The 13558-nt window shown below is 69.9% G+C and carries 11 protein-coding genes; 8 read left to right on the forward strand and 3 right to left on the reverse strand.

Annotated features, from left to right (window positions below; translation table 11 throughout):
* The first annotated feature begins 198 nt into the window (after positions 1-198).
* From mqo to NG1_RS27125, 6 genes are all read left to right on the forward strand, one after another.
* Positions 199-1713 (forward strand): malate dehydrogenase (quinone), encoded by a 1515-nt coding sequence (mqo, locus tag NG1_RS27100; RefSeq protein ID WP_062975422.1) that lies wholly within the window; start codon positions 199-201, stop codon positions 1711-1713.
* Between the two features lie 19 nt (positions 1714-1732).
* Entirely contained in the window at positions 1733-2182 is a 450-nt protein-coding gene (locus tag NG1_RS27105; RefSeq protein WP_062975424.1) for a GNAT family N-acetyltransferase, read from the forward strand.
* Positions 2183-2549: 367 nt separating this feature from the next.
* Entirely contained in the window at positions 2550-4484 is a 1935-nt protein-coding gene (locus NG1_RS27110; protein WP_062975426.1) for a magnesium chelatase subunit D family protein, read from the forward strand.
* A gap of 168 nt (positions 4485-4652) precedes the next feature.
* A complete protein-coding gene (gene cobO, locus NG1_RS27115) occupies positions 4653-5267 on the forward strand; it encodes a cob(I)yrinic acid a,c-diamide adenosyltransferase (RefSeq protein WP_062975428.1) in 615 nt (204 codons plus the stop codon).
* A gap of 79 nt (positions 5268-5346) precedes the next feature.
* A complete protein-coding gene (locus NG1_RS27120) occupies positions 5347-6993 on the forward strand; it encodes a cobyrinic acid a,c-diamide synthase CobB (RefSeq protein WP_062975430.1) in 1647 nt (548 codons plus the stop codon).
* On the forward strand, positions 6980-7348 hold the full coding sequence (locus NG1_RS27125; protein ID WP_062975432.1) for a cobalamin biosynthesis protein: 369 nt from the start codon (positions 6980-6982) through the stop codon (positions 7346-7348). The genes NG1_RS27120 and NG1_RS27125 overlap by 14 nt, the downstream gene beginning before the upstream one ends.
* A 353-nt stretch (positions 7349-7701) precedes the next feature.
* Here NG1_RS27125 and NG1_RS27130 read toward each other — a convergent pair whose 3' ends face one another.
* Together NG1_RS27130 and NG1_RS27135 are read right to left on the reverse strand one after the other, a co-directional pair.
* Complete coding sequence (locus tag NG1_RS27130; RefSeq protein ID WP_062975473.1) at positions 7702-8799, reverse strand: Rv3169 family protein; 1098 nt, start codon at positions 8797-8799, stop codon at positions 7702-7704.
* A 2-nt stretch (positions 8800-8801) separates the two neighbouring features.
* Positions 8802-9932 carry a phosphotransferase family protein gene (locus NG1_RS27135; protein ID WP_062975434.1) on the reverse strand — a complete coding sequence of 377 codons (1131 nt, stop codon included), beginning with the start codon at positions 9930-9932 and terminating at the stop codon, positions 8802-8804.
* A gap of 238 nt (positions 9933-10170) precedes the next feature.
* Between NG1_RS27135 and NG1_RS27140 the strand changes: the two genes are divergently transcribed.
* Both NG1_RS27140 and NG1_RS27145 read left to right on the forward strand, forming a co-directional pair.
* On the forward strand, positions 10171-11529 hold the full coding sequence (locus NG1_RS27140) for a DoxX family protein (protein ID WP_245660076.1): 1359 nt from the start codon (positions 10171-10173) through the stop codon (positions 11527-11529).
* Between the two features lie 101 nt (positions 11530-11630).
* The gene (locus tag NG1_RS27145) at positions 11631-12971 is read left to right on the forward strand and encodes a DoxX family protein (RefSeq protein ID WP_245660077.1); all 1341 of its coding nucleotides are present in this window, start codon (positions 11631-11633) and stop codon (positions 12969-12971) included.
* 24 nt (positions 12972-12995) lie between these two features.
* Here the strand turns inward: NG1_RS27145 and NG1_RS27150 are convergent, their stop codons facing one another.
* Positions 12996-13439 (reverse strand): nucleoside deaminase, encoded by a 444-nt coding sequence (locus NG1_RS27150; RefSeq protein WP_062975479.1) that lies wholly within the window; start codon positions 13437-13439, stop codon positions 12996-12998.
* Positions 13440-13558 lie beyond the last annotated feature (119 nt).

Genomic DNA, 13558 nt, shown 5'->3' on the forward strand with positions numbered 1-13558 from the left:
CTCGTTGCCGGGCGGCGGCGTGGTGAGGTGCACAATTGGGCTTAGGTGAACGGCGGGTAACCTGACTCCCGCCATGCCGTTCGGGACCGGCGGACGCCGGAACCGAGCCACAACTACACCGTGCCCAGGCAGGTCCACCCGCCCGGTGGGCCCGCGCAGAAGGACAAGGAAGTCGATCTACCCGTGCCGAACGCTGCCATGACTGAAAAGACCGATGTAGTACTCATCGGTGCCGGCATCATGAGTGCCACTCTCGGCGCGCTGCTGCGGCAGCTGCAGCCGGAGTGGTCGATCTCCCTGTTCGAGCGGCTCGACGCCGCCGCGGCCGAGAGCAGCGATCCGTGGAACAACGCGGGTACCGGACACTCCGCGCTCTGCGAGCTGAACTACAGCCCGCAGCTACCCGACGGCTCGGTGGACATCACCAAGGCCGTCGACATCAACGAGCGGTTCCAGGTCTCCCGCCAGTTCTGGTCCTACGGCGTGGAGAACGGCATCCTGCGCGATCCGTCCGCCTTCATCAACCCGATCCCGCACGTCAGCTTCGTGCACGGCGCCGAAAACGTGGAATACCTGCGCAAGCGGTACGAAGCGCTGGCGCCGCACCCGCTGTTCGAGGGCATGGAGTTCATCGACGGTCCCGACGAGTTCACCCGGCGGTTGCCGTTGATGGCACGCGGTCGGGACTTCTCCGACCCGATCGCGCTGAACTGGACCGACGGCGGCACCGATATCGACTTCGGCTCCCTCACCCAGGAACTGCTCGCCTACCTCGGCTCCTCCGGCGCGGACCTGGCCTTCGGGCACGAGGTGCGCGACCTGTCCAAGCAGTCCGACGGATCCTGGCTGGTCACGGTGCGCAACGTGCGCACCCGCGAGACGCGCACGCTGAACAGCAAATTCGTCTTCGTCGGCGCGGGTGGCGGCGCTCTGCCGTTGCTGCAGAAGGCAGGCATCAAAGAGGCGAAGGGATTCGGCGGATTCCCGGTCAGCGGCCAGTTCTTCCGCTGCGTCAACCCGGCTCTGATCAACCAGCACGAGGCCAAGGTGTACGGCAAGGCGGCGGTCGGCGCTCCGCCGATGTCGGTGCCGCATCTGGACACCCGCGTGATCAAGGGCAAGCCGGGCCTGTTGTTCGGCCCGTACGCGGGCTGGACGCCGAAGTTCCTCAAGGACGGCAAGAACACCGACCTGTTCAAGTCGGTGCGGCCGAACAACATCTTCTCGCTGCTCGGCGTCGGCGTCACCGAGCTCGGTCTGACCAAATACCTGGTCAGCGAGCTGCTGAAGTCGGAGGCGGGCAAGGTCATCACGCTGTCGGAGTTCATCCCGCGCGCCGAGGCCAAGGACTGGGAGCTGATCACCGCGGGCCAGCGCGTGCAGGTCATCCGCCGTAAGGGCGCCGGCGGCGTACTCGAGTTCGGCACCGCCGTGATCTCCGCGCAGGACGGCACCATCGCCGGTCTGCTCGGCGCGTCCCCGGGCGCCTCCACCTGCGTCACCGCCATGCTGGACGTCATGCAGCGGTGCTTCCCGCAGGAGTACGCCACGTGGACGCCGAAGCTGAAGGAAATGGTGCCCTCGCTGGGCATCAAGCTGTCCGAGGACCCGGCGCTGTTCCACGAAGTGTGGGATTGGACCTCCAAGACGTTGAACCTCGTCGACGGCGGCGACAACACGCCGCGACATGCAGGGGTCGCGGCGAACGCCTAGGTTGTGATAGCAAGGCGCGATGATGTCAACGGTTGCTCTCAAACGCTCCTGGGCGCAGGATCTCGATACCGCGACGCTCTACCAGCTGTTGAAACTTCGCGTCGAAGTGTTCGTCGTCGAGCAGAAGTGCGCGTACCCCGAACTGGACGGCAACGACCTCCTCCCGGAGACCCGGCACTTCTGGCTCGATGACGAGGGCGAGGTCATCGCCACGCTGCGGCTGTGCGAGGAGCACCACGACGGCGTGAAGAGTTTCCGGATCGGCAGGCTCTGCACGGCGGCGCCCGCCCGCGGGCACGGCTACACCACTCGACTGCTGCAGGCGGCGCTGGCCGAGGTCGGTTCGGCGACGGTTCGCCTGAGCGCCCAGAGCTACCTGATCGACCTGTACACCAAACACGGCTTCAAGGTCGACGGGCCGGAATTCGAAGAAGACGGCATCCCGCACGTGCCCATGCGCAGAGGTTGATGTCTTCCAGCGCCTGAGGCGCTGGGTGTTCGTGGTCCCTTCATGGTTCGCGTCCGAGCGGCCACCGCCGGCGACTTCGTCGCGAACGCGGCGACCGCTCGGACGCGAACGGCGCATACTCGGGCTCGCGTCGCTCGGAAAACGTGGTGGAGCGAGCGGGCGCGCTGGATTCGCTCGAATCCGTGCGTCCTGCGCGGCACCCCTGCGGAGCCATGAGTGGATCGGCGGTGTGTGCGGTTCAGGGGGCGCGCGCATCGGTTCTGAATCGAAGGGCACTGTGGGGCCGGTGTGGCCCCGCGCTTAGAGTTGGGGCGTGTCCGTGTCCCATGCCGAAACAGTGCCGACGTCCGACCAGGGCAGCCGAACGATGCCGGGTTCGGACGGTGAAGCGGGATTTCCCTTCTCGGCGGTGGTCGGTCAGGAACGGCTGCAGCTGGCGCTGATCCTCTGCGCGGTGCATCCCGGCATCGGCGGCGTCCTGGTGCGTGGCGAGAAGGGCACCGCGAAGTCGACCGTGGTGCGCGCGCTGGCCCAGCTGCTGCCGCCTGTGGTGGACGAGACCGGCGCGCGGCCCGCCCGCTTGGTGGAGCTGCCGGTGGGCGCGACCGAGGACCGCGTGGTCGGCTCGCTGGACCTGGAGCGCGTGCTGCGCGACGGGGAGCAGGCGTTCCGCCCCGGCCTGCTGGCCGCCGCCCATCACGGTGTGCTGTACGTCGACGAGGTCAACCTGCTGCACGACCATCTGGTGGACGTGCTGCTGGACGCCGCGGCGATGGGGCGGGTGCACATCGAACGCGACGGCGTCTCGCACTCGCATCCGGCGCGTTTCGTGCTGGTCGGCACCATGAACCCGGAGGAGGGCGAACTGCGTCCGCAGCTGCTGGACCGGTTCGGCCTGACCGTGGACGTGACCGCTTCCCGGGACGTGGACGTGCGCATGGCGGTGGTGCGCCGCAGGCTGGACTACGAGGCCGACCCGGCCGGATTCGCCGCCCGGTACGCCGCGGCGGACCACGAGGTGGCCGAGCAGATCCTCGCCGCCCGCGACCGGCTCGGGCGGGTGGTGCTCGACGACGTGGAGCTGCGCCGCATCGCCGCGCTGTGCGCCGCGTTCGACGTGGACGGGATGCGGGCCGATCTGGTCGTCGCGCGCACCGCGACCGCGCATGCCGCCTGGCGCGGTGCCGACGCGGTGACCGAGGACGACGTGCGGGTGGCCGCCGAACTGGCGCTGCCGCACCGGCGCAGGCGCGATCCGTTCGACGAGCCCGGCATCAGCGAACAGCAGCTCGACGACGCCATGCGCGACGCGGCCGAACAGGCGCGGCCCGAGGAGGAGACCTCCACGCCGAACGGTCCGGACGGCACGCCCCGGGATGCCGAGGAGCCGGGCGACGATCCGGACGGTGGCCCGGACAACCCGTCGCCGCCCGAAGGTCCGGGCGGTGGGCAATCGCGTGAAGGACGCAGTGGCGCACCGACTTCCGCCGGTTCGCGAACGCCGCGCTGGGAGGTGCCCGGCGTCGGCGAAGGCGCTCCGGGGCGGCGCTCGCGCGCGGAATCACGGCACGGGCGGGTAGTGCGTCCGAGTGCCGACACGTCCTCGGGCTTGCACCTGCTCGGCACCGTCTTCGCGGCCGCGCCGCATCAGCGTTCCCGCGGCCGCGGGAACGGGCCGTTGCGGCTGGCCGCCGAAGACCTCCGCGGCGCGTATCGGGAAGGGCGCGAAGGGAATCTGGTCGTCTTCGTGGTCGACGCCTCCGGTTCCATGGCCGCCCGCGACCGGCTGTCCGCCGTCACCGGCGCGGTGGTGACACTGCTGCGGGACGCGTATCAGCGCCGCGACAAAGTCGCCGTCGTCAGCGTGCGCGGCGCGGAGGCCGAACTCGTCCTGCCGCCCACTTCGTCGGTCGACATCGCGGTGCGCCGGTTGTCCGGAATGCGCACGGGCGGGAAGACCCCGCTGGCGGCAGGCCTGCTGAAGGCCAGGGAAGTCGTGCTGCGCGAGCGTGTGCGCGATCCGCGCCGCAGGCCGATGCTGGTGCTGCTGACCGACGGTCGCGCGACGGGCGGGACCGACCCGGTTCCCCGCGCCCGCGCCGCGGCCCGCTTACTCGCCAGGGACACGGTCACCTCGATCGTGGTCGACTGCGAACGCGGCATGATCCGCCTCGGCCTCGCCGGGGATCTGGCCCGCGACCTGCGCGGCGGCTACCTGAGACTGGCCGAGCTGACCGGTGCGGCGGTCGCGGACGTCGTCCGCGCGAGTTCCGGGAACGGTAGTTCGGCGCGAGCGGCGTGAGCACGACTTTCGAACCGTGTGCCCGATGGAGGCCGTGCGGCCGCCCCTTCGGAGACGGTGGGGAGAGCCGGTGAGTCGGCGTCCAGCGGCGGTGGGCGGTTCGCGCGGCTTCCGGTCCGGACGCGGTGCACAGGTTCGGAGTGATCCGAGGACGAGCAAGGAGATTCGATGCCCAAGGGTGTTCCGGAGACAGTTCCCGACGACGGGCTGACCACGCGGCAGCGGCGCAATCAGCCGGTGCTCGCGGTGCACACCGGGCCGGGCAAGGGGAAGTCGACGGCCGCGTTCGGCATGGCGCTGCGAGCGTGGAACCAAGGCTTCGACGTCGCGGTGTTCCAATTCGTGAAGAGCGCCAAGTGGAAGGTCGGGGAGGAAGCCGCCTTCCGCGCCCTCGGCGCACTGCACGAGCAGACCGGCGCGGGCGCGCCGGTCGAGTGGCACAAGATGGGCGAGGGCTGGTCCTGGACCCGCAAACAGGGCACCGAGCAGGACCACGCCGCCGCCGCGCTGGCCGGCTGGCAGGAGATCGCCCGCCGCCTGCGGGCCGGACAGCACCGCTTCTACGTCCTGGACGAGTTCACCTACCCCCTGAAATGGGGCTGGGTCGACGTGGTCGAGGTGGTCGACACCCTCAACGCCCGCCCCGGCAACCAGCACGTCGTCATCACCGGCCGCGACGCCCCCCAACCCCTCCTGGAAGCCGCCGACCTGGTCACCGAAATGACCAAACTCAAGCACCCCATGGACGCGGGCCGCAAAGGCCAACGAGGCATCGAATGGTGATCCCCGCGAGTGGCGCATCGCTGCGGCGAATCGCGAGAGGGCCGCACGATGGTGTGCCACTCGCGGGGCGGGAGCGGCGATGAGGGCGGTGGTGGTGGCGGCGCCGGCGTCGGGCAGCGGGAAGACGACGGTGGCGACCGGCCTGGTGGGCGCGTTGCGGAAGGTGGGGCATCGGGTGGCGCCGTTCAAGGTGGGGCCCGACTACATCGATCCGGGGTATCACGGGTTGGCGGCGGGCCGGCCGGGGAGAAACCTGGATCCTGTGCTGGTGGGGGTGGAGCGGGTCGTGCCGCTGTTCCGGCACGGGGCGCGGGGGTGCGATCTCGCGGTGGTCGAGGGCGTAATGGGGTTGTTCGACGGGCGGATCGATGACGAGTACGCCGGTCCGGTGGCGGAGGGGTCGACGGCGCAGGTCGCGGCCTTGCTGGGAGCGCCGGTGGTGCTGGTGGTGGACGCGCGAGGACACAGCCAGAGCCTCGCGGCGCTGCTGCACGGATTCGCGACCTTCGACAGCGGCGTCCGGCTCGGCGGGGTGATCCTGAACCGGGTCGGCAGCGAACGGCACGATCAGGTGCTGCGCGCGGCCTGCGATCGAGTCGGGCTGCCGGTGCTCGGGTCGTTGCCGCGCCTGGCCGAACTCGAAGTCCCGTCCCGGCATCTCGGCCTGATCCCCGCCGTGGAACACGGCTCGGCCGCGACAGCGGCGGTGGCGGCGATGACGGATCTCGTCGCCGCGCACGTGGACCTGCACGCCATCGCGGCGCTCGCTCGCTCGTCGGTCACCGGACCCGCCTGGGATCCCGCCGCCGCCGTGCGCGGTCTGGAAGCAGAAGAGGCGTCCACCGCGGCGTTTCCGGCTGGAGCCGGCGGGCCGGAGGCGTCGAGGGTTCGCGGTGAACTAGGTACGCCGGAGTCGCCGCCTCTGGGCGGAATCAGCGACTCGGGGTTCTACGGTGAAGCCGGGGATTCGAAGGCATCGAGGTCCAGCGGTGGAGTCGGTGACTCGGGGGCGACGACCTCTGTCGACGGTGGGCGGGACTCGCGCGTCTCCACCGATCCCGGCGGTGAATCGCACGCCGGGGAAATCCCGGACGATCGGGAGGGTCCGCTGATCGCCGTCGCCGGTGGCCCGGCATTCACGTTCGGCTACGCCGAGCATCGTGAGTTGCTGGTGGCCGCGGGGGCGCAGGTGGTCGTTTTCGACCCGCTGCACGACGAATTGCCCACCGGGACGGCGGCATTGGTGCTGCCAGGTGGGTTTCCCGAGGAACACGCCGCGGACCTGGCGGCCAATTCCGTCCTGTTGCGGGCGGTGGCCGACGCCGCTCGGCACGGGATGCCGGTGCACGCCGAATGCGCCGGGCTGCTGTATCTGACCCGATCGCTGGACGGCCACCCGATGGCTGGGGTGGTGGATGCCGACGCCGCGTTCGGACCGCGTCTGACACTCGGCTACCGGGACGCCGTCGCACTGGCCGACTCGCCGCTGTGGCGGGTCGGCGAACGGGTCAGGGGTCACGAGTTCCACCGCACCCGTCTGGTGTCGGCGCCGCCGACTCCGGCGTGGGGCTGGCGCGGCAGCGCGGGGGAGACCGTCCGGGAGGGGACGCTGAGCGGCAATGTGCACGCGTCGTACCTGCACACCCACCCGGCGGGGAATCCTGCGGCGGTGCGGCGATTCGTCACCGCGGCAATGCGATTCGCGAGTTCCGGTGCCACCGGCTGATGTTGTCGTCGGCATCGGACTACGGCCGGGCACATCGGCGGCCGTGATCCGTGCCGCGCTGCGCGAGGGCGTGAGTGGTTACCGGATAGCGTGCCTGGCCACCATCGGACAGCGCTTCGCCGAGCCCGGCCTGCGCGCCGTCGCCGCGGAGTTGCAGGTGCCGCTGCGGTCCTACTCCGCCGCGGAACTGGCGAACGTCGCCGTCCCCAACCCGGGAAGCCGCGTACAGGCGGCCGTCGGCACGGCGAGCGTCGCGGAGGCCGCGGCGCTGCTCGCCGCCGGGGGCGGGCCGCTGGTGATACCGAAGCGCGTCGTGCAGGGAGTGGTGCTCGCGGTAGCGCAGCTCGACCGGTAGAACCATCGACCGAACGCGGGCTCGGCCACGAGCGCTGCGCTGTCCGCGAGAATCGCGGTGTCGCGACGATCGGCGACTGTCGCCACGCCGTAGCCGCCGCGCAACCGACCGCAGGCTCCGGATGTTCTGTTCGGCCCGGCCTGTGCCGGTATCCGAGTACATCGCGAAGCTCCGATCGCAGCCCGGGCGGAGCCGTTCGGCTGCGGGTACGACGGTGGTGCGCCGTTCGCGCTGGTGCTCAGCTGCTGCTGGATGCGCCGTCGCCGGAACTCGGCCCCGCGTTGCGTCCGGGCACGCATGTCTTTCGGGGACTGGTCACGAACGCCCGTGTCGGCGGCGGTGCGGCGCTGGGTTCATGGTGCGACCGAGCCCCAGTCGGCGAAGCCGGTGGGGTCGTGGCGGCCGATGCTGGCGTGTTCGAACAGGCCCCATCCCTCGGCATCGCCGCAGCGGGCACGCGCGACGTGGTCGGTCACCCCGTAGGGGGTGCGGGCGACGATCGCCGGATCGGTGAGGTCGTAGCGGCTGGAGGAGGACCAGTCGCGACCCTTCCACTGGCCGTGCTGCCAGTCGGGATCGCCGCCGTAGCCGCAGCCGACGTGCAGCGGGACGCCGACGCCCGGCGTGATCTCGATCTCCAGTGGCTTGCCGTCCGGCGTGGTCAGCTCCAGTCGCGCACCGACCGGATGCCTTGTGCCGGAGCGATAGTCGATGGATATGCGGGGCCAGCCGAGTTGTTCGGTGCGCCCGTCCGGCCAGATCCGGGTCGCGTCGTTGAGCGTGCGCCTGCCGTCCGGCTCCTCCTGCACGATGATCACGACGGCGAAGTCCTCGAACCGCAGCGGCACGTACAGCCACCAGAACCCGCCCGAGGGCTCGGTGGCCGCGCGTCCGGGCGGCTCGGTCTCCCCGACCGGCCGGATGCCCCACGAGCGGTCCCTGGTCCCGGTCCACACCGCCGGATCGACGGTGATGTCGTCGCCGTCCACGTGCAGCGTCCCCGCCCACGAGCCGACCTGCGCGAACCGGGACGCGTCGATGATCGGCCGGTTGCCCGCGAGAATCAGGTGCGGTTGTTCCTGGACGGCGGGAAAGGCGCCGGTCCAGGTGAGGTCGAAGCTCAGATCGTCGTGTTCGCAGACCGCCCGCAGGCGCCGCAGCGGCTCCAGCACCTCGATGCGGTAGCCGCCGACGCGCTGGTCGAGGCCCCGGTCGCCGAGCGCGTCGGAGAAGCGCACCGCGCGCACCGCGTCGCCACGGCGGACGGCGGCGTAGGCGTCGGTCACCCCGAGGTTGGGATACACGCCGAAACCGGTGATCAGAAACGTGCCGCCGTCACGGTCGTGGGCGTTGAAGTAGCTGCGGTCGTAGAAGTTCCGATCGCTGGAGGCCACCCGGGCCAGCGACAGCGGGGTCTGATGGATGGGGTACTCGTCCAAAGGCACAGGCATGGTCAGTCCCATTCGTAGGTTCCGTCGAGCAGCGCTTCCAGGCTCGCCCGGTGCATGACGTAGTCGTCGCGATCCGGCGTGTCGGTGTCCTCGCCGAAGTGGATCATCCTGCGCTTCACCCGCGCCATGACGATCGCGTGCCGCAACGCGGCGTAGACGATGTAGAAGTCGAGATCGCGCACCGAGTGACCGGTCAGCTCCTCGTATTTCGACACCACGTCGTCGCGGCGCAGGAAATCGGGCAGTCCGGGTTGCCCGAAGCGAGTGGCCAGATCCTGGAAGAACCGATGGATGAAGATCAGCCAGCCCAGATCCAGCTCCCGCGGCGCCAGCGCGGCCATCTCCCAGTCCAGCACCGCCACCGGGTCGAATTCGCGGTAGATGATGTTGCCCGGGCGGGCGTCGCCCCAGCTGAGCACGTCCGGGCCGGTCTCGGCGGGCCAGTGCTCGTCCAGCCACGCGAAACTCCGCTCGATCAGCGGGATCTCGAAGCCGTCGTCCGCGAGCGCCCACCGGTACCACGAGCGCTGGGCGGCGACGTGCCTGCGCAGCGCCTCGCCCGGTCCGCTCAGCATCGGGAACAGCGCCGCGGGATCGGGGATGCCGTGGATCTCGGCGATCACCTCGACGGTGTTGTGCGTGAGCCGCAGGCGCTCGGCGGGGTCGGCGTCGAACAGCCAGCCGACGAACACGTACGGCGGGTTGTCCGTCGGCACCCGTCCGTCGACGCGGCGCATCACGAAGAACGGCGCGCCGAGCGGCTTCTCGTCGTTCTCCAGCCAGCACAGGCCCGGCACCGGTACGTCGGTGGCCGCGGCCACGCCCGCCATCACCTGGTACTGGGTGGCCAGGTCGTAGGTCTCGAAGACCGGGAACGACCCGGCCTCCGGCGCCATCCGCGCGACGAACGATCCGCGCTCCGGCCGCCCTGCGGCGCTCCACTCGGCGTCGAACAGGATCGACGTGCTGGACATGCCGCCGGACTGTGGACGCGACAATTCGGAGATCCGCGGCAGATCATCCGCGGTGACCTTCGTGTGCAACCAGCGCGCCAAGTCGCCGGCGAGTGCGTCCAGGTCGCGTTCGCTGACGGTCAGCTGATGTCGCTGTGCCGGGTCCGGATCGTCGGTCATCGTTGTCCTCCTGACACGTGCGGCCCGGATGCACCGCCCGCGGTGCGCCGGGATACGCGACTGTAACGCGTTCTAGTTGTTGGCGGGCCGGAACCGGAGACGAATCCCGCTGAGCACGGTGGGGCAGGCACGTAGGCCGAAAGAGGTACCGGGAAATCGGGGGTTTTCCCGGAGGTCATCCCATGACCTGGTCGGATACGTTCGGCAAGCCAGAGTGTCGACCGGCGAGGGGAGCGGTGTGCGTACCGTCGAAACGGATGTGGTGGAGCCCCGCGGTGGCCGAACGCGGGCCGGTGACGAGCGCCGTCCATGGAGCCCGCAGGCCCGGATCGCGTTCCGCTTCGCCTTCGCCTACTTCGGGCTGTTCTGCGTGCTGTTCGCGCAGATCCTCTTCGTGTTCACCGGCATCCTGAGCAAGTGGCTGCCGGAGAGCGCGGTCATCTGGCAGATGCGCGCGACGAGCCCGCTCGTCGGCTGGGTCGGCGACCACGTCTTCGGGGTGGACGCCGTCTTGCACGAGGATTCCGGCAGCGGCGACCAGGCCGCCATCTGGCTGCTGATCTTCTGCGAACTCGTCGCGGCGGCGCTGATCACGCTCGTCTGGTCGATCCTGGATAGACGCCGCCGGGACTACATCACCCTGCGCGCCTGGTTCGTGCTGTTCGTCCGGCTGTGCCTGGGCGGCCAGATGCTCTTCTACGGTCTGGCCAAGGCGATCCCGTCACAGATGCCGGCGCCGTCGCTCACCGCGCTGCTGCAACCGTACGGGACGATGAGCCCGGCATCGGTGCTCTGGAACCAGGTCGGCGCCGCGCCCGCATACGAGGTCCTGCTCGGCACGGCGGAAGTGCTCGGCGGACTGCTGCTGTTCGTGCCGCGCACCGCGACGGCGGGCGCGCTGGTCGGCCTGGTGAGCATGGCGCAGGTGTTCGTGCTGAACATGACCTACGACGTGCCGGTGAAGATCCTCTCGTTCCACTTGCTGCTGCTGTCGCTGGTCGTGCTGGCGCCGCAGGCCGGTCGGTTGGCGAATGTGCTCGTGCTGGAACGCCCGTCCGAACCGGCCACGCAGCCCGCGCTGTTCGCTTCCCGCCGCGCGAACCGGGTCGCAGCGGCGCTGCAAGTGGCTCTGGGGTTGTGGGTTCTGCTCGGTGGGGTGCACATCGGCTGGCAGACCTGGCGCGAGGCGGGCGACGGCGCGCCGAAACCTCCGCTCTACGGCATCTGGACCGTCGGCGAGTTCAGCAGGGACGGGCATCCGGCGCCGCCGCTGATCACCGACGAGGGCCGCTGGCGCCGGCTGATCGTCGACCGCAGGGGTACGACGGTGCAGAAGATGGACGACTCGTTCCTGCCCGTCGTAGCCGTGGTCGACGAGGCTGCGCACACCATCGCGCTGTCCGCGGCTCCGCCGGACACACCGCCGAATCGCCTGGGTGCCTTCACCTTCACTCAGCCCACCCCGGACACGTTGCGGCTCACCGGTGAGTTGAACGGAACGCCGGTGACGCTGTCGCTGGACCGGATGGACCCGAACTCCTTCCCGTTGCGCAGCCGGGGCTTCCACTTCGTCCAGGAATACCCGTACTTCCGCTGACACCCTGATCCGGCGGCAGCGGGTGATCCGGCCGAAACACGATACGGCCGCGGCGCTTTTCGATACCTTCGGTCTGCATCGACCGAACTGGAGGGACCGCCGTGACCGAAGCGATCCTCGATCGAACAGACACCGCGGACGCGGTGGGTTCCGATACCAGGCCTTGGCACGGGGCGACCCGGGTGGCGTTCCGCTTCGTTTTCCTGTATTTCGGGCTGTTCTGCCTGGTGTATCCGTCGGTCGTCCCCGAGTTCCTCGGACTGGCGCGCGAGTGGTTGCCGGACTCGGTGAACTCCGGCGTCGCCCGTGCCCTGCGCCCGGTGATCGAGGGGACCGGAACACGGGTGTTCGGTACGTCCGTGGCGGCGAACACGGCTTCGATCAGTGGCGACCAGGCCTACTTCTGGGTGCTGGTGTTCGTCGTCCTCGTCGTCGCGGTACTCGGCACGTTGGTCTGGAGCGTGCTGGATCGGAACCGGCCGCACTACCGGGCCGTGCTGCCCTGGTTCCTGTTGTTCGTGCGCCTGTGCCTGGCCGGGCAGATGATCGCCTACGGCATGGCGAAGGCCATCCCGACCCAGATGCCGCCGACACCGCTGAGCCGGTTGCTCGAGCCCTACGGGAATTTCAGTCCGATGGCGGTGCTCTGGAACCACATCGGGGTGTCGCCGCAATACGAGATCCTGCTCGGCTGCGCGGAACTGCTCGGCGGCGTGCTGCTGTTCGTGCCGCGCACCGCGCTGGTGGGCGCGATGTTGAGCCTGGTGTGCACGACACAGGTGTTCGTGCTGGACATGACCTACGACGTACCCGCGAAGATCCTGTCGTTCCACCTGATGCTGCTGTGCCTGGTGCTGCTCGCCCCGGAGGCCGGGCGCCTGGCGAACGTGATCGTGTTGAACCGCCCGGCCGGACCGTCGAGCACGCCGCCGCTGCTGCGCACGCCGCGAGCCGAGCGGATCGCGGCGGCGGCGCAGATCGCGCTCGGGGTGTGGTTGCTGTTCTCGAACGCGTACACGGGCTGGGAAAGGTGGACCGAGCAGGGCGCGGGGCGGCCGGAACCGCCGTTGTACGGCATCTGGGCGGTCACCGAATTCAGTGTCGGCGGCACACCGCTTCCGCCACTGACCACCGACGAACGACGCTGGCAGCGCCTGGTCTTCGACCGGGACGGCGCCACCGTGCAGCGGATGGACGGCCAGTTGGTTCCGGTGCTCGCGATGGTCGATCCGGCAGCGCGCACCCTGGTTGTAGTCGCGCCGCCGCGAACGGAACCCCTGGGCAGTTTCGGCTTCGACCGGCCCGCGCCGGAGCGGCTGACCCTGACGGGCACGCTCGCCGGGCAGCCGGTCTCGGTCGCGTTGACCTCGGTCCCGATCGACGATTTCCCGTTGCGCAGCCGTGGATTCCATTGGGTGCAGGAGTATCCGTACTTCCGCTGAGCCGCCCGGCCGGGACCGCGCAGTTCATGCCTCGAGATCGTCGGCGACTCCGATGTCCTCGTGCCACAGCGCGGGATGCTCGGCGATGAACCGGGTCATCAGATCGATGCAGCGCCGATCTTCCAGGACGGTGACGGTCACGCCGTGTCCGGCCAGCCACTCGTGCCCGCCGGAGAACGTCCGCGATTCCCCGACCACCACCGAACCGATGCCGAACTGGCGGATCAGGCCGCTGCAATACCAGCACGGCGAGAGCGTGGTGACCATGACGGTGTCGCGATAGTCACGCCGCCGCCCCGCCGCGCGGAAGGCGTCGGTCTCGGCGTGCATGCTGGGGTCGCCGGACTGCACCCGGCGGTTGTGCCCGCGCCCGAGCAGCGTGCCGTCCGCGCCGAAGAGGGCGGCGCCGATGGGGATCCCCCCTTCGGCGAGCCCGCGCAGCGCCTCGTCGTAGGCCACGGCGAGCAGTCGTGCCGGTGTCAGCCGTTTCATCGGTCCGCCTTTCCGAACGAGACGCCTGCACGGCAACCTACCGTCGCCGACTGTCGAAACGCTTGTTACCACTGGTCACAGTAGGTGCGGCCGGC

The organism is Nocardia gamkensis NBRC 108242 (genome assembly GCF_001612985.1).
Lineage (GTDB): Bacteria > Actinomycetota > Actinomycetes > Mycobacteriales > Mycobacteriaceae > Nocardia > Nocardia gamkensis.